Below are 18,871 nucleotides of genomic sequence, written 5' to 3'. Positions count from 1 at the left end.
GTAAACCTAACCCAGGTGCTAAATCACCAGGATTTATCGTAAAAGGCCATTTCCCGCGCTCAGAGCCGCTTCGCTGGTAAACGGAAGTTCAAATTATCGACATTCACCACATGCTGATCGACTCTGTCGATATCGACTGAACTTTGCCCATTTTCATTGACTGCGTGAATATTCGCCAATGACAGCAAGGTGTCCTGTTTCGCCATAAAACGCCCGCGGACATCTTTGCGTAAATCGAAGTTCAGCTTCAGTGCCGGGCCGTTGGCCGCCTGTTGCGTCACGTTGATATTACGCAGGAAAAGATGTTGCGGTTTATTGTGCAGCTCCAGCGTCGCACTCTGCATTTTCACATTTGTGATAGCCACAAACGACGTGGCATTACCGGACGATATCTGGATACCGCGCAGCTTATATTTGCTGCTGCTGTTGTCCTGCTGGATATCGTTGAGTTTGAAATTCTGCGGGATCGACAAATAATCGCCTTTGATAACACCATAACCAATCAGCATCCCGGCGCTGTTGACCATTGAAACATTATCAATGACGAAATTATCACAGCCGTAAATCGCGACAGTTGCATTATCTATCCCGGCCTTTTTACTGAAATCCGGGGTGATGTTTTTCGCTTTAACGTTGCGAATAATAAAATGTTTACCGTTTTCCACATGCACTAACTGGCGGCAGTTACTGCCGGTAATATTCGCCACGACAAAGTTTTTAACGGCTTGATCTTCAGGGTAGTTATTGTCATAGGTACTGCCCGCCAGCCCAATACCAATGCCCCAGTTAATCTTCCCGTTGGTGCAGTTAATGTTATCAATCACGTGATCGGAAATCAGGATGTTGCGGTCATTGATAGCCACATTCCATTCGATGGCATCACCTTGTAAGTCGCTGAAATGACCATTAGTGATCCGCACGCCGTCGAGTTCATTGTGGAAACCCTGGCGTAAAATGCCATAGTTCGCTTTGCTCACCGTGATGTTATCAATGACCAGGTTGCGCATCGTGCGCGACTCTTTACCGCCAATATAGATCTGCATCACCGGGCCAAAGCCACTCATGCTCACACCTTTGATTTCGCAGTCTGAACCGCGAACATCCAGCGTGATGTTATAGAAATTGCCGCCCTTCTCCCCCACCACCCGGCTACCGTCCTGCAACACAAAGCGCCCGCGCCCGTTACCTTTCAGCGCGCCGCGCACCAGCAGCGTTTTGCCAGCGGGAATAAAAATACCGGTGTTAATATTGTCGCAGACCATCCCTGCGGGGACTTCCACGGTTTGCCCGTCAGCAAAGGCCTGTTTAAACGCCGCGGGCCAGTCATTGCGGTTGTAATCATTGATACTGACCGTGTCGTTACGTCCCAACGCGCGGGCTGTGGGAATATGTAGCAATGGAAGCGCCGCCAGCGCGGAACCGGCGGCCAGGAAGGTGCGTCGCGAGAGCGCAGTTGCTGTTTTCTTCACGGTCATAAAACCTCTGTTAAAGCGTCTGCAACAGACTGGCAAGTTGCTGGTTGATGATTTTCTGGTTGAAGTCGTTCTCGACTTTTTCGCGCGCCCGCGTCACCACCGGCGTTAAATCACGGCTCTCCATATCACCGAAAGCAGCCAGTCGCTGCGCCAGCGCTTCGGCATCATTTTCCGGCACCAGCCAGCCGGACTGCCCGGCATCGATCAACTCCGGAATGCCGCTGTGAACGGTTGAAACTACCGGGATCCCCACTGCCATCGCCTCCATCAGCGCAACCGGAATGCCTTCCATATCCCCATCCGCGCCGGTCACCGACGGCAGCAAAAAGACATCGGCTTCATCGAGCAGTGCTTTCACTTCATGGCTGGGTTTAAAGCCCGGCATTTCAATCACATCTTCCAGCTGGAATTGTTCGATAAGCGTGCGTAAGCGCCGTTCCCACGGGCCAATACCAAGGATGCGATATTTGAAATCCACGCCGCGTTCTTTTAACAAACGGCACGCTTCAATGGCGACGTGCAACCCTTTTTTCTCGGTCAGACGCGCCACAGAGATGATTTGCAGTGGACTACCGGGGCTTTTAACCGAGCGCAGGCTGAAGCGGGCCATATCAACCCCCATGCGCGACACGGCGATTTTGGTCTCCGGGCAACCCATGTTTTTCAGTCTGCCGGCCCATAAATCGCTAATCGGCAACATCAGATCGCCACGCTGGAAAAGTTGCTGATACTCAGGCGTGTAGTGGTTCAACACGTCGCGGTGAGAGATATCAATGCCGTGGAACACGGTGGCGATTTTGCCCTTGAGTACGCCCAGCTCCCGCAGTTTTGCGGCGGTAACGCCTGCCGGGCCAAAGTGGGCGATAAAGACATCGGCGCTGAACGTGCGCGGCGCGAGGCCGCAAATGGCAGGCAGGATCAGATTGCGTGCTTCGTCACCATAGCGCGACATATTCAACGCTTTCCAGGTGGAGGATTTCCAGATCCCCCGCGCTATCGCCTGCCCGCGATAGCTCAGTTTTGCCATCTTCCCTTCCGGCTCGGCCAGCAGCCAGTGCGTTTTTTCTGCCAGCCGGTACTCGGTATACGCCGCATGGGTATTGTTCATATCGCCCTTATGCAGGGCGACAATCTCAACCTCAAAACCCATATTGATAAAGGCAACGATCTGGTTGAGCACAAAGGTTTCGGAAGATAAGGGAAACTTCAGCAAAAAGAAGCTGACTTTCATTTCACCCCCTGTACGCGATCAAGCACCGATTTGACCATCTTCATGCCATGCTCGCGTTCCGCCGCCACCGCCGTTGCCAGACGCTGGTTAATCGCAGGCAACTGCCCCAGCGTGTCAGCCGCCATCGCCGCCAGAGAACCATCCAGCAGATGGCGAATGTCTACCGCCATTTCCGGCATCCCGAGTTGCTGCATAATGCCTGCCGACTTGTGTTCATAGTTGATAGCAATCGCCGGCGTACCGAAGTTCATCGAGATAATCGCCGAGTGCAGGCGCGTACCCACCGTTAAATCACACGCGCCGAGGATCTTACCCATCTCCAGATCGTTCAGCTCATCCATCACCACGTGGTAGCGCGACGGATCGCTAACATACTGGCGCAGATTGAGCGCCACCATGCGGTCATCTTTGTTATAGCTGTCGATACCGGTACAGGTAGAGAGGGCAATCACCTGATAACCCGCGTCAATGATCCGGTTGACCACCTCGGCAAAAGCCTGTTCATAGGCCTGTTGGGTGGTGTTCAGTCGTTTATCAAACGGCGCCAGTTCACGCAGCGTGATCGCCACGGTTTTCTCTTTCGCCGCCAGGTCAAGCCAGTGCTGCACCGCATAGCTGGCAACAAAATCGTGCTGATGGTGATCCACCAGCCAGGCGGTATCAACGCCCTGCTCCACTTTGCTGGTGGTGATGTCGCTTTGCTTCATCAAATTGAGACTTACGGTTTCGCGCAGGATCAGCGCATCGCAATGGCCAAAGACATAATTCGCCAGTTGGTTAAACGCCTCGTTCTGGAACGGTCCCACGCTGTGACCAATCATGTAGATCGGTTTTTTCGCCATAAACGTACACAGCGCGTGCTCAAACTGCGGCACACCATACAGATCGACAAAGAACGAGCCGCCGACCTGAATAATCGCGTCATAGTCCGCCAGACGGCGGACAAAATCGGTAAACCCTTGCGCAATAGCGATATTGCGCAGCTTACCGGTATCCGTCACTCTGGAAAGCAGCACCTGGTGCTGGTAACGGCGGCGCAGCACTTTCTTCACACGCCCCATCAGGCCGGCGGCATTGTTCTGCTCTTTCATCTGGCTATAGAGCGGGTCGCCCATTACCGGACGGTTGAGTAACCAGGATGAGCTCACCGGATAGCGGCTCATCACATCCACCTCTGCCTCAGGCTCAATCAGGGCAATCGCATCCAGCAATCCACGTAAAATAGCGCTGTCACCACGGTTGCCGCATGTGTGATTGCCAAGGATCAATAATTTCATAACGACCTCATAAAGGGGTTCAATCAGGTTTCTTATCCTGCGCGAAGCAGCGTTTTAAGTTTCTCGTTGCGGCAAAACTGGCGTTTCATCTCCACCACCAGCGCATTACGCGACACAATCAGCATCCCGGCGAACGCCACCACGCCCGCTGCGACCTGAATCGCCAGCATCGCCGCCAGCGGCAGATGTCCGTTCAGAGCCAGGCCTAGGCCATAGCTCACCACCAGCGTCGGCAGCGACAGGTAAAAGGGCAGCCACAGGCTCAGGATGTACTGACGGTAACTGGAGCCGAGCACCGGTTTGATCATCACGAAGTAGCTCAGAACCGTGTTGATGATTTGCACCAGCAGAAAACCAAGCGTCACGCCGAGCGCCCCCGCCAGATGTCCGCCGACAATAATGGCGGGAATGAAGAGAAACGTTTTAAAGACATTGAATTTAAAGCTGATATCCACCCGCGCTTTCGCCATCAGCAGCGAACCGATCGGGTTACCCACCGCGCGCAACAGGCCGACAATACACAGCAGTTGCAGGATAGGAATGATGCTGTTCCATTTGTCGCCAAACACCAGCGGCACAAAGTTGTTCGACACCACCATCAGCCCCAGCAGGATCGGGAAGTTAATGATCCCGACCACCGACAGCAGCTTGTAAAAGTTCACGCGCAGCTTTTCCGTGTCATCCTGGATTTTGGCAAACGCCGGGAACAGTACGCGGGTGATGATGGGGTTGAGCTTCATCGGCGGCACCACCGCCACGTTGTACGCCAGGTTGTAGCCCCCGGCGACACTGGCACCGAGAATACGCGCCAGCACCAGCGTGGAAAGGTTGGTGTTCACATAGTTGATGATGCTGTCTGCCGTCAGCCAGGCGCCAAAACGCAAGTTGGAACTGACAGACGCCAGCGAGAAATGCAGCCCAGGACGGTAAATTTTGCGGCCAAAATAACCAAACAGCAGCGTGCGCACGGCGCTGTTAACCAGATAACCGAGGATCGCGGTCATCGCCAGCGGCCAGAAGAACGCGCTGATGACCGTAAAGCTGAAGCCCGCCAGTACCGACAGCGTTTCAATGGCGCCTATCTTGTTGAACTCGAGCTCTTTTTGCATCAACGCGCGAAACTGCTGGCCATGCGGGATCACCACAAAAGCCAGCGACAGCGTTTTAATCAGCGGTGCCAGATCCGGGTTATTCAGCACATTGGCTATCACCCCGCTCAGGGAGAAAACAGCGATACAGACCACAATGCCCAGCCCAACATTGAGCCAGTACAGCGTGGTCAGTTCGAGATGGCTTATCTCTTTACGCTGAATAATCGAGTTGGCGATGCCGAAATCCGACAGCGTATCCGCCAGCGCGATAATCACCAGCGAGACGGTCAGCAGACCGAACTGGTGGTTATCGATAATGCGCGCCAGCACGGTCATCTGCACCAGCCCCAGACCAATAATGGTCAGGGTCGCCATGGCGGACCACTTTGCGCCGCTGATGGTTTTTTCTCTCAGGCTCATGACCTTTCCTTAATACGCCGCTTTGTTAACAAAGCCTTTAAAGACGGTCAGAAAAACGATTTTGATATCGAACCACAGGCTCCATTCACGGATGTACTCGAGATCGAACTCAATACGTTTTTCCATTTTCTCCAGCGTGTCGGTTTCACCGCGCCAGCCGTTAATTTGCGCCCAGCCGGTAATCCCGGGTTTCACTTTATGGCGCAGCATGTAGCCCTCAATCAGGGAGCGGTACTGCTCGTTATGCGCCACCGCATGCGGGCGCGGGCCAACGATCGACATCCCGCCGGTCAGCACATTGATAAATTGCGGCAGTTCATCGAGCGACGTACGGCGCAGGAAACTGCCGACTTTGGTGACGCGCGGATCGTTCTGCGTTGCCTGCGTCACCACTTTGTCGTTTTCCATCACCTTCATGGAGCGGAATTTCCACACCTTGATTGGCTTGCCGTCCATGCCATAGCGCGTCTGGCGGAAGATAACCGGCCCCGGCGAGCTGAGTTTCACCGCCACCGAAATCGCCAGCAGCACCGGGGAGATGAGCAGCAAAATCAGCGAGGCGAGAACAATGTCTTCCAGACGTTTCAGGATGCGGTTGACACCGGAAAGCGGCGTGTCATACAGCGGCACCACCGGCACGCCGTTCACCTCTTCCACCCGCGAGTGCAGAATATTAAAGGTGAAGACATCGGGGATAAGGATCACCGAACAGGTGGTATCGGCCAGCTGGCGCACCAGCTTTTTAATGCAGGCCGCATCGTTCATCGACATGGCGATGTAGACGTTGTGAATTTTCCCGCTTTTCGCATCTTCCACCAGTTGGTCGAGATTCCCCGCCCAGCCTGTGGTAATGCCGCCCGGTTGTGGATCGTGGTAAACCCCGACCACATCAAACCCGAGCCAGGGCTCATTACGAAAACCTTCCAGCAGTTCCTGGCCCATCGGCATGTCACCCGCCACCGCCACGCGGCGCGTGTTGTAGCCAAGGTTACGCAGCCAGCCTGCGCCAAAGCGGATCACCGCCCGGCTCAGCATCAGCCCCATCGAGGTCAATAAATACCAGGCCAGATAAATGTTGAAGGTGTTATCAAAATCAGTATTGAACGCCAGCAGACCCGCGCTGAAAATCAGGCTCAGCGTCCAGTTCTGCAACAGCAGCGTCAGTTCGGTCATGATTTTTACGCCCCGCCAGGAGCGGTAAAAATCGGTCATTCCGCCGATCATCTGGAAAACAACCAGTGTAATCAGAGCCATCAGCAGATGCATGTAGAAGAACGGCAGCGCATTGACCTTACACACCAACCACAGGCCACCGAACATAATGGTGATGTCGGAGAAGCGCTGCACGATAGAGATTAACGATGCATTCGTTTTGGCCCGGTCGCGTTTTTTGAGATGAGTCATTGTTGTACCTGCCTGTAATGTTCCCTCCCCGGCATCGGGGAGAGGAACGCCTTATCGTTATTGATTCAACAGTGCCAGAATTTCCTGCGTTCGCGCTTTCATCAGTTCCTCGTCGCGCCGCGATTCAACGTTCAGACGTACAACGGGTTCTGTGTTGGAAGAGCGCAAGTTAAAGCGCCAGTCGGCAAACGCGATGCTGATGCCGTCCGTACGGTCGATCTCCAGCGCGCCAGGCGTGAAGTGTTGTTCAACGCGGTTGATCGCCGTCGCCGGGTCCGCCAGTTTGCTGTTGATCTCGCCGCTCGCCGGGAACGCCACCATGCGGTCGCGCACCAGTTGCGCCAGCGTTTTGCCTTTCAGGCACAGCAGTTCGGTGACCAGCAGCCATGGGATCATGCCGCTGTCGCAGTAGGCAAAGTCACGGAAGTAGTGGTGCGCGCTCATTTCGCCGCCATAAATAGCGTCTTCTTCGCGCATCCGCTCTTTAATAAAGGCATGGCCGGTTTTCGACATCACTGGCGTACCGCCCGCGCGGCCAACAACATCCACCGTGTTCCACGACAAGCGCGGGTCATGAATAATCTTCGCGCCCGGATGTTTTTCGAGGAACGCTTCCGCCAGCAGGCCAACAATGTAGTAGCCTTCGATGAACTGCCCTTCCCCGTCGAACAAGAAGCACCGGTCAAAGTCGCCATCAAAAGCAATGCCCATATCGGCCTTATGTTCAATCACCGCGTTGCGGGTATCGTCGCGGCACTCCGGCAGCAGCGGGTTAGGAATACCGTGCGGGAAGGTGCCGTCCGGCTCGTTATGCACTTTGACGAACGTCACCGGCACATTCAGCGCCTTAAAGCGGGCTTCAATGGCATCCACCACCGGGCCTGCCGCGCCGTTACCGGAGTTAATCACCAGCTTCAGCGGCTTGAGGTTATTGGTATCGATATAGCCCATCAGGTGATCGATATAGGCGTCGCGCAGATTAATTTGCTCGTAGCTGCCGCGTTTTTCCGGGTTCACCGGCGGGAAATCATTGGCTTCCGCCAGACGCTGCACATCGCGCAGGCCAGTATCACCGCTGATCGGCCGCGCGCCCTTACGCACCAGTTTCATGCCGTTATAGTCCATCGGGTTATGGCTGGCGGTGACTTCGATACCGCCGTCAACGCCCAGATGGAAGGTGGCGAAATAGATCTCTTCGGTGCCGGAAAGACCAATATCCAGCACATTCACACCAGCGTCCTGCAACCCTTTCGCCAGCGCCAGCTTCAGCGCTTCGCTGGTCTGGCGCACATCGCCACCCAGCACGATGGTCTGCGGCTTCAGGTACTCCCCGTAGGCGCGGCCAATACGCCATGCAATATCTTCATTGAGTTCTTCGCCCAGCTTGCCGCGAATATCGTAAGCTTTAAAACAGGTTAATTTTTCCATCATTACCTCTTCTTCAGGCAACAGTCAGCCGTGACCGTAAAATGGCCATATCTTGTTGATTAATTTAAATTTATAAACCGGATAACTTTCTCGTTATCCGGCACGGGAATTAAATACGGCCGTAACGATCGGCGAACCGCACAATGTCATCCTCTTCAAGGTACGAACCGGAGCGTACCTCGATCAGATCGAGCGGAATTTTCCCAGGGTTTTCCAGACAGTGGCGCGCGCCGAGCGGAATATAGATAGATTCGTTTTCACCCAGCAGTTTCACCTCGCCATCAATCGTCACTTTTGCCGTACCGGCAACCACCACCCAGTGTTCAGCGCGGTGGTGATGCATCTGTACGGAAAGCCCTTCGCCCGGCTTCACGGTAATGCGTTTTACCTGGTAGCGGTCGCCGGAGTCGATGGAGTCATATTTACCCCACGGGCGGTAAACTTCGCGGTGAATGTGATGTTCGTGGCGCCCGTCGGCTTTGATTTTCTCGACCACTTTTTTCACATCCTGCACGGCGTTACGGTCGGCAATCAGCACCGCATCTTTGGTCTGCACCACCACCAGATCTTTCACCCCGACGGTCGTCACCAGCCCCGATTCCGCGTAAACGTAGCTGTTTTCGGTTTTATGGGTGATGACGTCGCCGTGATGGACGTTTCCCTCCGGCGTGTGCTGGCTGATTTCCCACAGCGACGACCAGGAGCCAACATCGCTCCAGCCCGCATCCATCGGCACCACCACCGCATCGGCGGTGCGTTCCATAACCGCATAGTCAATCGACTCTTCCGGGCAGGCGAGGAAAGACTCCTCATCGACGCGGATAAAGTCCATATCCGGGTCGGTGGCATCCATCGCTTTTTCGCAGGCTTCAAGGATATCCGGACGATACTTTTTCAGCTCTTCCAGATAGCGACCGGCGCGGAACAGGAACATACCGCTGTTCCAGTAATACTCGCCGCTCGCCACATAACCCTGCGCCGTTTCGAGGTTGGGTTTTTCGACAAATTGCGCCACTTCAAACGCCACCGCATCGACGTCACCGGCTGAAACCGCGCCGCGACGGATGTAGCCATAACCGGTTTCCGGCAGATCCGGCACGATACCAAAGGTCACCAGTTTGCCCGCTTCGGCGTAAGGGATCGCATTGCGTACCGACGTGCGAAACGCCTCTTCATCCTGGATCACATGGTCAGCGGCCAGCACCAGCATCAGCGGATCGCTATCCGGGTTGTGGCGTTTTACCGCCAGCGCCGCCAGCGCGATAGCCGGAGCCGTGTTGCGACCAGCCGGTTCCAGAATGATGTTTTCGGTCAGTTTGTGCAGCTGACGCAGTTGCTCCGCCACAATAAAGCGGTGCTGTTCGTTACAAATCACCACCGGGCTTTCGCACTCCACACCGTTCAGGCGACAGATGGTGGTTTGCAACATGGTGAGTTCGCCTTTCAGGCAGAGAAACTGTTTAGGGTAAAGCACACGGGACAGCGGCCACAAACGGCTGCCAGAGCCGCCGGCCATCACGACCGGGTACAGTTGTGTTTGACTCATGATTTATCCCCATTGCCATCGAAGTTCAGTTCGCCGTCATGCACGCTTTCGCGGGCAAGTGCGGGCTGAATGGAATTCTCCGGGCTGATATCTGCAATAAACTGGCTTAACACGTTCTCTTTTTCGAGCGTGCGTTCGGCATATTCACGTGCCACCGTGTTGTTTTTGGGCAGCGCCAGCGCGCGTTCAATGCCCCAGGTCAGCGCGTCGACCGATTCCGGTTCAACGCAGACCGCAATGCCAGGCTGGTTCAGGCACAGCTGGCCAAGTTCGGTACTCTCTTCGGCGGTAATGACGGCATTGCCGCCGACCGCCAGAATGTTGGTCAGTTTGGACGGCAGCACGGCGTCAGCCGCGCCGCGTTTTTGAATAACCAGATGGCAATCGCCCATTTTTAATAAGGCAGGCAACGCGTCATACGGCTGCAACGGGAAGAATTTCACGTTGTGAAGCCCGCGCTCGCTGACCATTTTTTCCAGCCGCGCCTTGCCGCCACCCTGACCGACAATCACAAACAGCCACGGCTGGTTGTGCAGTTTTGCCGCCGCTTCAATAACGTTTTCCAGCCCCTGCTTCTCACCGATATTGCCGGAGTAAAGAATGATTTTTTTGTCATCCGGCAGGCCGAGCGTGCGTCGCAGTTGCGCGACGGATCCGTCGTCGATATCGCGAAAACGCGCCACTTCGGACCAGTTCGGGAAGAAAATAAGATTTTCCGCCGCCACGCCTTTCTCCCGCGCTTTGTTCATCATCGAGCGGGAGATGGTCGACACGTTGTCAACGTTATGCAGGTTGCTGCGTTCAAAGGCGGTCGCCAGTTTCGCCACCAGGCCACCTTTGCCTTTACCCGCCATGCCTAACCCCAGCATGGCGTCGACTTCATAATCCTGAATATGCAGCACGGTTTTCGCGCCGCTCAGTTTTGCCAGTAGGCGCATGCCCGGCGTGCAAAACAGGGTCGGCACGACGCCGATAATGCGATCCGGTTTCCAGCGACGCTGCGCCATCAACGGAAAGAAGCTACTCAGGGCAAAGCTGCCCAGATGCAGCAGCCGCTTTAAGGTCGATGGCTGCGCGGGCACATACAGCGGGCAGCGCCACACGGTGGCGGCACCCTGCTCTTTGCGCCAGCGCCAGGCGCTGTATTGCGCGCCCACTTTCCACTCCGGGTAGTACGGCGGCGCGGTAATCACGCGCACGTCATGGCCCTGACGAGCCATCCATTCCACCATTTCGCCGGTGTACTTACCGATCCCGGTCAGCTCCGGCGAATAGTTGATGCCATAGACCAGGATTTTCATAAGCCCGGTACTCCCTGCGCGTCGAGGAAATAGGCGCGGCTATTGTCATGTACCAGCGGGTCGGCAATCAGTGACTCCGGCGTTCCCCAGCGGTAGTCGTTGTGCTGATCCGGCGGCAGCGCGAGGGTCTCTTCGTCCACACGCAGGCGGAAGCCCAGCACGATGTAATGCGTGGTGAAATCCGGGCCGGAAAAGTTGTCGTCATAGAAGTGCTGCCAGACGCCGTAAAACTCGCCTGCCGACATCGGCAGGCGCAGTCCCAGTTCCGCCTGAGTCAGTCGCTCGAAAGCGGCCGCCAGCGGCTCGTCCTTTTGCACGCGTCCGCCCGGGACAAACCAGTATCCCTGGGCCGGGCGGTTAGTGCGCTTGCCGAGTAAAAACTCGCCGCGTGAGTTTTCCACGATTAAATCGATGGAAATCAGCGGGGTTGAACGCACCACCGTGGCAAAATCTTCCTGACTCAAAAACATACTTACCCCCGGAACCGGTGCTGGTTTTCAAGGAACCACTGGTAGGTGCTGGCAAGCCCCGCTTCCAGTGAGATCTCGTGATACCAGCCAAGCTGATGCAGGCGGGTCACATCCAGCAGTTTGCGCGGCGTGCCATCCGGTTTGGTGGCATCAAACACCACGCGACCTTTGTAGCCCACCACGCTTGCCACGGTTTGCGCCAGTTCACGAATGGTGCAGTCCACGCCGGTGCCGACGTTGATGTGCGACAGCATCGGTTCGGTATTCTCCTGCCACACTTCGCGCGCCAGCTCCTGGACATGAATGCTGGCCGCAGCCATATCATCCACATGCAGGAATTCGCGCATCGGCGTGCCGCTGCCCCACACCACCACATCCGGCGCATTTTCCTGCGTCGCTTCGTGGAAACGGCGCAGCAGCGCAGGGATCACATGCGAGTTGCTCGGATGGAAGTTGTCGTGCGGCCCGTACAGGTTGGTCGGCATCACCGAGCGGTAATCACGGTCATACTGACGGTTGTAGGATTCGCACAACTTAATACCGGCGATTTTGGCAATCGCGTACGGCTCGTTGGTCGGCTCCAGCGTCCCCTGCAACAGCTCACTTTCCGCAATCGGCTGGTGAGCCAGTTTCGGGTAGATGCAGGACGAACCGAGGAACAACAGCTTGTTCACGTCGTTCTTGTGCGCGGCGTGAATGATGTTGCTCTCAATCATCATATTTTCGTAGATGAAGTCCGCCGGGTAGGTATTGTTCGCCACAATACCCCCCACTTTCGCCGCCGCCAGGTAAACCTGATCGATACGCTCACTGGCGAAAAACGCATTCACAGCCGCGCTGTCTAACAGGTTCAGTTCCTCACGGGAACGCAGCACCAGTTCGATATCCGCCCGCTGTTCGAGCTGCCGTACGATGGCTGACCCCACCATCCCGCGATGGCCAGCCACAAAAACACGTTGTTTGGTCATGCTCAGGACTCCAGCGCGATGGCAACCTCGTAACCGTGGGCCTTAAGCAGTGAGTGTTTTTTCGCTGCTTCCAGATCTTTTGCCACCATTTCGGAGACCATCTCCTGCAGGGTGATTTCCGGTTTCCAGCCCAGTTTTTCGTGCGCTTTGCTCGGGTCGCCGAGCAGGGTTTCCACTTCAGCAGGACGGAAGTAACGCGGGTCAACGGCAACAATCACATCGCCCGGTTTCACGCCCGGTGCGTCATGGCCGGTCACAGAAACGACAATGCCTTTCTCTTCTACGCCGGTGCCTTCAAAGCGCAGTTTGATACCCAGCTGTGCCGCCGCCATTTCCACGAACTGACGCACGGAGTACTGCACGCCGGTGGCGATAACGAAGTCTTCCGGTTTTTCCTGTTGCAGCATCATCCACTGCATTTTTACGTAATCTTTGGCATGGCCCCAGTCACGCAGGGAGTCCATGTTGCCGAGGTACAGGCAGGATTCCAGACCCTGTGCGATATTGGCGATAGCACGGGTAATTTTGCGGGTCACGAAGGTTTCGCCACGGCGCGGAGATTCGTGGTTGAACAGAATGCCGTTGCAGGCATACATGCCGTAGGATTCGCGGTAGTTCACGGTGATCCAGTACGCGTACAGTTTGGCAACCGCGTACGGAGAGCGCGGGTAGAACGGCGTGGTCTCTTTTTGCGGGATTTCCTGCACCAGACCATAAAGCTCAGAGGTGGACGCCTGGTAGAAACGGGTTTTCTTCTCCAGACCCAGGAAGCGAATGGCTTCCAGCAGACGCAGCGTACCCATGGCATCAACGTCGGCGGTATATTCCGGGGATTCGAACGACACAGCCACGTGGCTCATCGCGCCCAGGTTGTAGACTTCATCCGGCTGCACTTCCTGCAGGATACGCGTCAGGTTGGAGGTATCGGTCAGGTCACCGTAGTGCAGATGGAATTTCGGGTTGCTGGTGTGCGGATCCTGATAGATGTGATCCACACGCTCGGTATTGAATGAGGAAGCGCGGCGTTTAATGCCGTGAACTTCGTAACCCTTCTCCAGAAGCAGTTCCGCCAGATAAGAGCCATCTTGCCCGGTTACGCCGGTGATGAGAGCGACTTTAGACATAATTTATTTTCCTCAATAGTCCCAGTTCAGGGAGTTACCTTTTCAACGCGTTCGCGCGTCACCACTGCGGGATTGCCACGGCAAATCACATTTGCCGGAAGCGATTTAAAAACACTGCTGCGCGCACCGACTACCGTCCCGTCGCCGATGGAGACGCCCGGCGCGACAAACACATCTGTCGCCAGCCAGCACTTCTCACCAATCACGATTGGCGTCGCGTTAATATCAAAATGCGCGCTCATATAATCGTGACTGCCGGTGCACAAATAACATTTCTGAGAAACCACTGAATTCGCACCGATAGAAATATCACCCAGCGTGTATAACACTGCGTCATCTCCTACCCAGCTGTAATCGCCTAATGTTAATTTCCACGGATAAGTAATTTTTACCGATGGACGAATAACCACGCCTTTTCCAATCTTTGCGCCAAATAAACGCAACAGAAATGCGCGCCAGCGATACAGCACCTGCGGGGACCAGGCGAATAATGTCGCCTGCACCGCCCACCACAGTTGAACCTTAATAGCGTTGCCGCCCCGAAAGCCTTTCGGCACGGAGAATCCTTTTAAATCCTGCATCATTTTTCCTTATATCTGAGCGTTATGCTTTGTTATATAAGGCTTTCGTTTTGCCGGTCGTCCGTAAACGCAACATATAAGACAACTGTGCCCAGAAGCCCGGCATGCGTAATATTTTACGCTGCACATTGCGAGCATCCTGACATAATTCAAGGTTATTAGACGTTGATACGCCGCCCATCGAAAATTCAGATACAAGACCTTTCAAACGTTTAAACGGGAACCCCGCTTTAAACATTCTGGCGGCTAAAGCGTAATCGGAAGAGACTTTATATTGCAGATCGTAGGGGTAAGTTTTCAGACCATTTACCGGGAAAAATATAGCCTGATGGCTGGCCGGTAAGCTGTGGTAAATATACCAGCCATGTTTTGCGCCACGACGTATTTTTGTGCCATCGCCAAAATCCAGCAGCGCATCGCCAATATACATTGCATTCTCTTTCTCATCGTCCAGCTGACGAACAACATCCACAATTTCTTCATGGAAAATATCGCCGGAATTGAGAAACAGCGCAAAGCGTCCTGCGGCCATATCGATCCCTTTATTCATGGCATCATAGATGCCTTTATCGCGTTCGCTGATATAACGTAAATTGTACTGACCGTTGAGGTTTTTCAGAAATTCCTCAGTACCATCCTGAGAACCGCCGTCAACCACAATCCATTCGAATTCAATATTTTGCGCTTTCGCCAGGTGAGCCAGCGACTGCCAGGTTTTCATCACACCTTCATAATTACGAAACGCGACAGTAATAACACTTAGCAGCATTTGACCCACCTCATCATGTAGTCGCTATATTCAACGCTTTGCGCAGAATAAATGGACAAACGATTAAAAACGCATATTCCGGGCTAAAAATAGACCCCGTAAAAAACAACGATATCGGAGTGAACAGATAAAGTTGAACGCGAAAATTCTGATTGTTGCCAAAGGCATTTATCGTCATTTTTCCAACTTTAAACAGATACCATCCGGTCAGTAATACTGCGAACCATGAAAAATAAATGATCAGCAGATACAACCCATTGTCTATTGTTTTCCCGACGTCCGCACCGTTAAAGATTCCGAATGATGCGACATATTCGTAAAGTGAGCCAAATCTTACTACACCATCAATATTGGTCAGTGAATATCCCACCATCACCAGCGGACCGATAATACGATAATACGAGGAAGAGCCTTCCGTACCTAAATCGCCGATTCGTTCTGCGATATATGGAAAAGCAAATACAACGCCAACAATAAACACTGCCAGTGAAATAATTGCCAATGGTAACTTTTTACGGATCGCCTCTTTGTTCAGATACTGGAAAGCCCATTCCAGCAGATAAAACAGGATAAATGTCATTACCCCTGAGAACGATCCCGAAAGAACTATCCCTGCCAAAATCATAGCATCGGTCTTCGGCGTTTTGATACCAAACTGTTTGATGCTGAGCCAAATTGAGATTAACGCCAGAGCGAAGAATGCCGGTTCGAAATATAACGCCGTAGTACGCTTACCGCCGAACTTGATAAAATTCAGCACGTAACTGTTGCTATAGATGAGATATTTCGAAATCCCCTCCATTAAACTGCTGCCGCCTGTGAGGATAATCTGCGCCATTTCCATCGCCGCTAACAGCACCACGAAGGCCACTACCGCATAGAAAAATCTCAATATCTTGCGGTAATTATGCGGTGAAATGGTTTTGAAGCGGATACTCCACACCATGCCGATGATGATCACGATATAAACGAACAGCATCGTCGAAGTGACATATTTACTGGCGTCCAGCGACTTACCGAAAATGAAGTTAAACAGCGTCAATCCTGCCCCGGCACCCAGCGCTATCATCAGTTTTTTCACGCTGATGCGCTCAACATAGAGCAGCAGCAGCACCGGCAAAAACGTTACGATAGTGATTGGAAAACTCTCTCCTAACTGGAGGAGTTTGACGTTAACCAGCAGGTAAATGAGCGGCAGCAGGAGGTAGCTACAGACCTTGATAGAATGAGACATACTCCTCCAGCATCTGTTGGCCACTGTATGCCTGGCGGCTGCGCGCGCGGAACGCGTCAAGGCTTTCGCCAAATACCGCCTGGGCAATGTCGGCTTTATGGCACTGCACCAGCGGCAATACCTCCTGCTCGCTGAAGGTCTTACCGCCCGATTTCTGCAACACTTCGCGCGCCGCATCGCTATGGGTGGCAATCACCGGCACACCGATCGATAACGCTTCGCATAAAATCAACGGATAGTTGTCCACGCGGGAACTAAAGACCAGCGCGTCCATCTCGTTGAGTTCACTCATCAATTTGCGCTTATCAGTCAGAAAACCGTGGTTGACGACGTTTTTACCCTCAAACGGGGAAAATTTACCGAAGGTATGCAGCTCCACGCGGTCGTCCATCGCCATAATGTCACGCACCAGTTGTTGGTTGGTTTTGCCGTCGTAACGCAGATCGTGCGCCACCACCGCAATCTTCGGTTTACCTTGCGTCTCTTTCACCGGCGACAGTTCGGCAAGAATGGCCTCTGTCGCTACATCAATGCCGTTATTGATAATGCTGCAACGCCCGGCACCATACAGGCTATTAAAGGCGTCCGCCACATGCTGGCTGGGGGAGATAAACTGGCAGCCGAGCGCCAGCATGTCGTTGAATAACTGACGTTTGCTATCGACCAGCTTATGGGCTCGATCAACTTTCACCGGCGGGTAGTTCGACAGCGTCGGGCATTTGCGGCAATTCTCTTTCCAGCCTTCACAGCCATCGGTAAAGGCGCAGCGCCCGGTCACGCTCCAGTGGTCATGCAGCGTCCAGACAAAAGTGACATCCGGCTTGTGCGCTTTCACCTTCTGGCAAAATGTCACCAGTTCATCCAGATTCAGCCAGTAGCTGTGCATGACATGAAAATGCAGTACCACCGGCCCCTCTGTGCGGGTCACAGTGCGATAGAGATTATTCAGGTTGCCAAAAACATCACGGTTAAACAGACGAAACAGCGCCAGGTTAGCGATGGATGTCAGACGTGGTGTCTGTTTATACACCTGCGGATAGTTGTCGTGGCTGACGCTTTTTTTGCCGCCTTTGCCATAGCCGTAAATAAAACGTGATGAAATACCTTGTTGCAGCGCGCGCTGATGTAAATCGAGCGCGACGCCTGCGGCACCGCCTTCTGCAAGGCGCACGTTAAATTGCAAAATATTCATTTAATCACCTTCACGCGCGCTTTTTCGCCAACCACCAGCGCGTTGTCCGGCACGCTGTCGAGCACCACGCTCCCCGCGCCAATGGTGACGTTATTACCAATGGTGATATCGCCAATCACCACTACGTTGGCACCCAGTTCAACGTTGTTGCCAATCACCGGACAGGCCAGGTTATCGGGCCCACGGTTGCCGATGGTGACACCATGACGAATGGTGAAATCATCCCCGGCGACAGTATATTTATTGATCACCACCGCATAACCGTGATGAATGGTAAAGCGGCGACCAATGGTAGCTGCGGCCTGAATTTCATAGCCAAACAGGCATTCGGTGACAAAGCGGTACAACAAAATGACGGGAGCAGCCCAGAGATTGTTGATGACATGTTTTTTGCGCCACACGGAGCAAAAATGGGCAATGCGGTACGCCGCTACCATGCAGCACGGGCGCAAATTCCAGTGATTAGCGCGAAAATCTTCCAGACGCATTATTTCCCCCGCAGCCCATCAGCCAGACGCTTACCGTTACGCAGAGAAAACAGCGTCAACAACGTGCGCCAGTTCATCCGCTTATTGCGAATTTGGTAGAGGGTAAACAGCTGATATTTCTTGCTGGCGCGATCGAATTTGTCTTTGTGCTTACGATAAAAGTGGAAGTAACCGGAAAATTTCTTCGGCGAAGAGGTGATCTGCATTTCACCGTGATTAATGTGCAGGATCTGCGTGGCTTCTTCGATTTTCCACGGCTCGCCGTACTCCTCGACCATCCGCAGGAAAATGTCGTAATCCTGCGCCGCCTTCAGTTGGGTATCAAATAAGCTCTCTTTAAAACGCCAGCCCCAGGTGAACACCTGGTTGCCCACGATGTTGCGCTTGTAGAACAGCTTGCGCGAGAACGGCGATTTCGGGTAGAGCGGCAAGCTCGCCGGTTGCGCATAGACTTCGCCCTGGCAGACATAATCGTTGGCGTACAAAAAAGCGCGGGTATTAAGCAGATGTTTGTGCGCCAGAAAAACGGACAGACGGTTTGGCGTCCACTCATCGTCATCGTCAATGCCGGTAATGTACTGGCCTTTCGCCTGCAAAATCGCCTGGTTACGCACCGCGCAGGCACCGGAGTTAAAGGCGTTACGCGTGTAACTGACACGCGGGTCGCCCAGCTCATCAACAAACTGCTGTAACTGCTCGAAGTTTGCGGAGCAGTCATCAACAATGATCATTTCCCAGTGCGGGTAATCCTGGCGCAGCACCGATTTAATCGCGCGGATCGCCAGCTGTTGCCGGTTCCAGGTTGGCATATAAATTGAAATTAACGGGTTTGCTGTTGTGCTCATGATGCGTTCCCTAATGCGTTCAACATG

17 protein-coding genes are annotated in these 18,871 nt (G+C 53.9%); all 17 read right to left on the bottom strand.

All coding sequences use genetic code 11. The features are described from left to right. Positions 1 to 59: 59 nt before the first annotated feature. Entirely contained in the window at positions 60 to 1,475 is a 1,416-nt protein-coding gene (wcaM, locus tag BN2591_RS01135; RefSeq protein ID WP_086868361.1) for a colanic acid biosynthesis protein WcaM, read from the bottom strand. 10 nt (positions 1,476 to 1,485) lie between these two features. Then, a complete protein-coding gene (wcaL, locus tag BN2591_RS01130) occupies positions 1,486 to 2,706 on the bottom strand; it encodes a colanic acid biosynthesis glycosyltransferase WcaL (protein ID WP_086868359.1) in 1,221 nt (406 codons plus the stop codon). Further along, positions 2,703 to 3,983 carry a colanic acid biosynthesis pyruvyl transferase WcaK gene (gene wcaK, locus BN2591_RS01125; protein WP_086868357.1) on the bottom strand — a complete coding sequence of 427 codons (1,281 nt, stop codon included), beginning with the start codon at positions 3,981 to 3,983 and terminating at the stop codon, positions 2,703 to 2,705. The genes wcaL and wcaK overlap by 4 nt, the downstream gene beginning before the upstream one ends. A gap of 32 nt (positions 3,984 to 4,015) precedes the next feature. Beyond that, positions 4,016 to 5,494: a colanic acid undecaprenyl disphosphate flippase WzxC gene (gene wzxC / locus BN2591_RS01120; protein ID WP_086868355.1), complete on the bottom strand. Its 1,479-nt coding sequence runs from the start codon at positions 5,492 to 5,494 to the stop codon at positions 4,016 to 4,018. 9 nt (positions 5,495 to 5,503) lie between these two features. Then, complete coding sequence (gene wcaJ, locus BN2591_RS01115; protein ID WP_086868353.1) at positions 5,504 to 6,898, bottom strand: undecaprenyl-phosphate glucose phosphotransferase; 1,395 nt, start codon at positions 6,896 to 6,898, stop codon at positions 5,504 to 5,506. A gap of 57 nt (positions 6,899 to 6,955) precedes the next feature. Next, the gene (gene cpsG / locus BN2591_RS01110) at positions 6,956 to 8,326 is read right to left on the bottom strand and encodes a colanic acid biosynthesis phosphomannomutase CpsG (RefSeq protein WP_086868410.1); all 1,371 of its coding nucleotides are present in this window, start codon (positions 8,324 to 8,326) and stop codon (positions 6,956 to 6,958) included. A 109-nt stretch (positions 8,327 to 8,435) separates the two neighbouring features. Then, entirely contained in the window at positions 8,436 to 9,872 is a 1,437-nt protein-coding gene (cpsB, locus tag BN2591_RS01105; protein WP_086868351.1) for a mannose-1-phosphate guanyltransferase, read from the bottom strand. Continuing rightward, entirely contained in the window at positions 9,869 to 11,173 is a 1,305-nt protein-coding gene (wcaI, locus tag BN2591_RS01100; RefSeq protein ID WP_086868349.1) for a colanic acid biosynthesis fucosyltransferase WcaI, read from the bottom strand. The genes cpsB and wcaI overlap by 4 nt, the downstream gene beginning before the upstream one ends. Then, positions 11,170 to 11,643 carry a GDP-mannose mannosyl hydrolase gene (locus BN2591_RS01095; protein ID WP_086868347.1) on the bottom strand — a complete coding sequence of 158 codons (474 nt, stop codon included), beginning with the start codon at positions 11,641 to 11,643 and terminating at the stop codon, positions 11,170 to 11,172. Before BN2591_RS01095 ends, wcaI begins: the two co-directional genes overlap by 4 nt. A gap of 2 nt (positions 11,644 to 11,645) precedes the next feature. Then, entirely contained in the window at positions 11,646 to 12,611 is a 966-nt protein-coding gene (gene fcl, locus BN2591_RS01090; protein ID WP_086868345.1) for a GDP-L-fucose synthase, read from the bottom strand. A gap of 2 nt (positions 12,612 to 12,613) precedes the next feature. Continuing rightward, complete coding sequence (gmd, locus tag BN2591_RS01085) at positions 12,614 to 13,735, bottom strand: GDP-mannose 4,6-dehydratase (protein ID WP_017458486.1); 1,122 nt, start codon at positions 13,733 to 13,735, stop codon at positions 12,614 to 12,616. Positions 13,736 to 13,761: 26 nt separating this feature from the next. Continuing rightward, a complete protein-coding gene (gene wcaF / locus BN2591_RS01080) occupies positions 13,762 to 14,316 on the bottom strand; it encodes a colanic acid biosynthesis acetyltransferase WcaF (RefSeq protein ID WP_086868343.1) in 555 nt (184 codons plus the stop codon). 22 nt (positions 14,317 to 14,338) lie between these two features. Continuing rightward, on the bottom strand, positions 14,339 to 15,085 hold the full coding sequence (wcaE, locus tag BN2591_RS01075; protein WP_086868341.1) for a colanic acid biosynthesis glycosyltransferase WcaE: 747 nt from the start codon (positions 15,083 to 15,085) through the stop codon (positions 14,339 to 14,341). Positions 15,086 to 15,098: 13 nt separating this feature from the next. Beyond that, positions 15,099 to 16,319, bottom strand: a complete 1,221-nt coding sequence (gene wcaD / locus BN2591_RS01070) for a colanic acid polymerase WcaD (protein WP_065370571.1) — start codon at positions 16,317 to 16,319, stop codon at positions 15,099 to 15,101. Further along, on the bottom strand, positions 16,294 to 17,511 hold the full coding sequence (gene wcaC / locus BN2591_RS01065) for a colanic acid biosynthesis glycosyltransferase WcaC (RefSeq protein WP_086868339.1): 1,218 nt from the start codon (positions 17,509 to 17,511) through the stop codon (positions 16,294 to 16,296). Before wcaC ends, wcaD begins: the two co-directional genes overlap by 26 nt. Then, positions 17,508 to 17,999 (bottom strand): colanic acid biosynthesis acetyltransferase WcaB, encoded by a 492-nt coding sequence (wcaB, locus tag BN2591_RS01060; RefSeq protein ID WP_086868337.1) that lies wholly within the window; start codon positions 17,997 to 17,999, stop codon positions 17,508 to 17,510. Before wcaB ends, wcaC begins: the two co-directional genes overlap by 4 nt. Then, a complete protein-coding gene (gene wcaA, locus BN2591_RS01055) occupies positions 17,999 to 18,844 on the bottom strand; it encodes a colanic acid biosynthesis glycosyltransferase WcaA (RefSeq protein WP_086868335.1) in 846 nt (281 codons plus the stop codon). The genes wcaB and wcaA overlap by 1 nt, the downstream gene beginning before the upstream one ends. Between the last annotated feature and the right edge of the window lie 27 nt (positions 18,845 to 18,871).

The sequence above is a fragment of the Kosakonia pseudosacchari genome, from assembly GCF_900184035.1.
Taxonomy (GTDB): domain Bacteria; phylum Pseudomonadota; class Gammaproteobacteria; order Enterobacterales; family Enterobacteriaceae; genus Kosakonia; species Kosakonia pseudosacchari.
Note: the sequence above shows the minus strand (reverse complement) of the source record. Positions and strands in the feature narration are given on the sequence as shown.

Excerpts from the sequence above, each read along its gene's own strand:
- wcaM (WP_086868361.1), bottom strand. The coding sequence starts at position 1,475 with ATGACCGTGAAGAAAACAGCAACTGCGCTCTCGCGACGCACCTTCCTG.
- wcaL (WP_086868359.1), bottom strand. The coding sequence starts at position 2,706 with ATGAAAGTCAGCTTCTTTTTGCTGAAGTTTCCCTTATCTTCCGAAACC.
- wcaK (WP_086868357.1), bottom strand. The coding sequence starts at position 3,983 with ATGAAATTATTGATCCTTGGCAATCACACATGCGGCAACCGTGGTGAC.
- wzxC (WP_086868355.1), bottom strand. The coding sequence starts at position 5,494 with ATGAGCCTGAGAGAAAAAACCATCAGCGGCGCAAAGTGGTCCGCCATG.
- wcaJ (WP_086868353.1), bottom strand. The coding sequence starts at position 6,898 with ATGACTCATCTCAAAAAACGCGACCGGGCCAAAACGAATGCATCGTTA.
- cpsG (WP_086868410.1), bottom strand. The coding sequence starts at position 8,326 with ATGGAAAAATTAACCTGTTTTAAAGCTTACGATATTCGCGGCAAGCTG.
- cpsB (WP_086868351.1), bottom strand. The coding sequence starts at position 9,872 with ATGAGTCAAACACAACTGTACCCGGTCGTGATGGCCGGCGGCTCTGGC.
- wcaI (WP_086868349.1), bottom strand. The coding sequence starts at position 11,173 with ATGAAAATCCTGGTCTATGGCATCAACTATTCGCCGGAGCTGACCGGG.
- BN2591_RS01095 (WP_086868347.1), bottom strand. The coding sequence starts at position 11,643 with ATGTTTTTGAGTCAGGAAGATTTTGCCACGGTGGTGCGTTCAACCCCG.
- fcl (WP_086868345.1), bottom strand. The coding sequence starts at position 12,611 with ATGACCAAACAACGTGTTTTTGTGGCTGGCCATCGCGGGATGGTGGGG.
- gmd (WP_017458486.1), bottom strand. The coding sequence starts at position 13,735 with ATGTCTAAAGTCGCTCTCATCACCGGCGTAACCGGGCAAGATGGCTCT.
- wcaF (WP_086868343.1), bottom strand. The coding sequence starts at position 14,316 with ATGCAGGATTTAAAAGGATTCTCCGTGCCGAAAGGCTTTCGGGGCGGC.
- wcaE (WP_086868341.1), bottom strand. The coding sequence starts at position 15,085 with ATGCTGCTAAGTGTTATTACTGTCGCGTTTCGTAATTATGAAGGTGTG.
- wcaD (WP_065370571.1), bottom strand. The coding sequence starts at position 16,319 with ATGTCTCATTCTATCAAGGTCTGTAGCTACCTCCTGCTGCCGCTCATT.
- wcaC (WP_086868339.1), bottom strand. The coding sequence starts at position 17,511 with ATGAATATTTTGCAATTTAACGTGCGCCTTGCAGAAGGCGGTGCCGCA.
- wcaB (WP_086868337.1), bottom strand. The coding sequence starts at position 17,999 with ATGCGTCTGGAAGATTTTCGCGCTAATCACTGGAATTTGCGCCCGTGC.
- wcaA (WP_086868335.1), bottom strand. The coding sequence starts at position 18,844 with ATGAGCACAACAGCAAACCCGTTAATTTCAATTTATATGCCAACCTGG.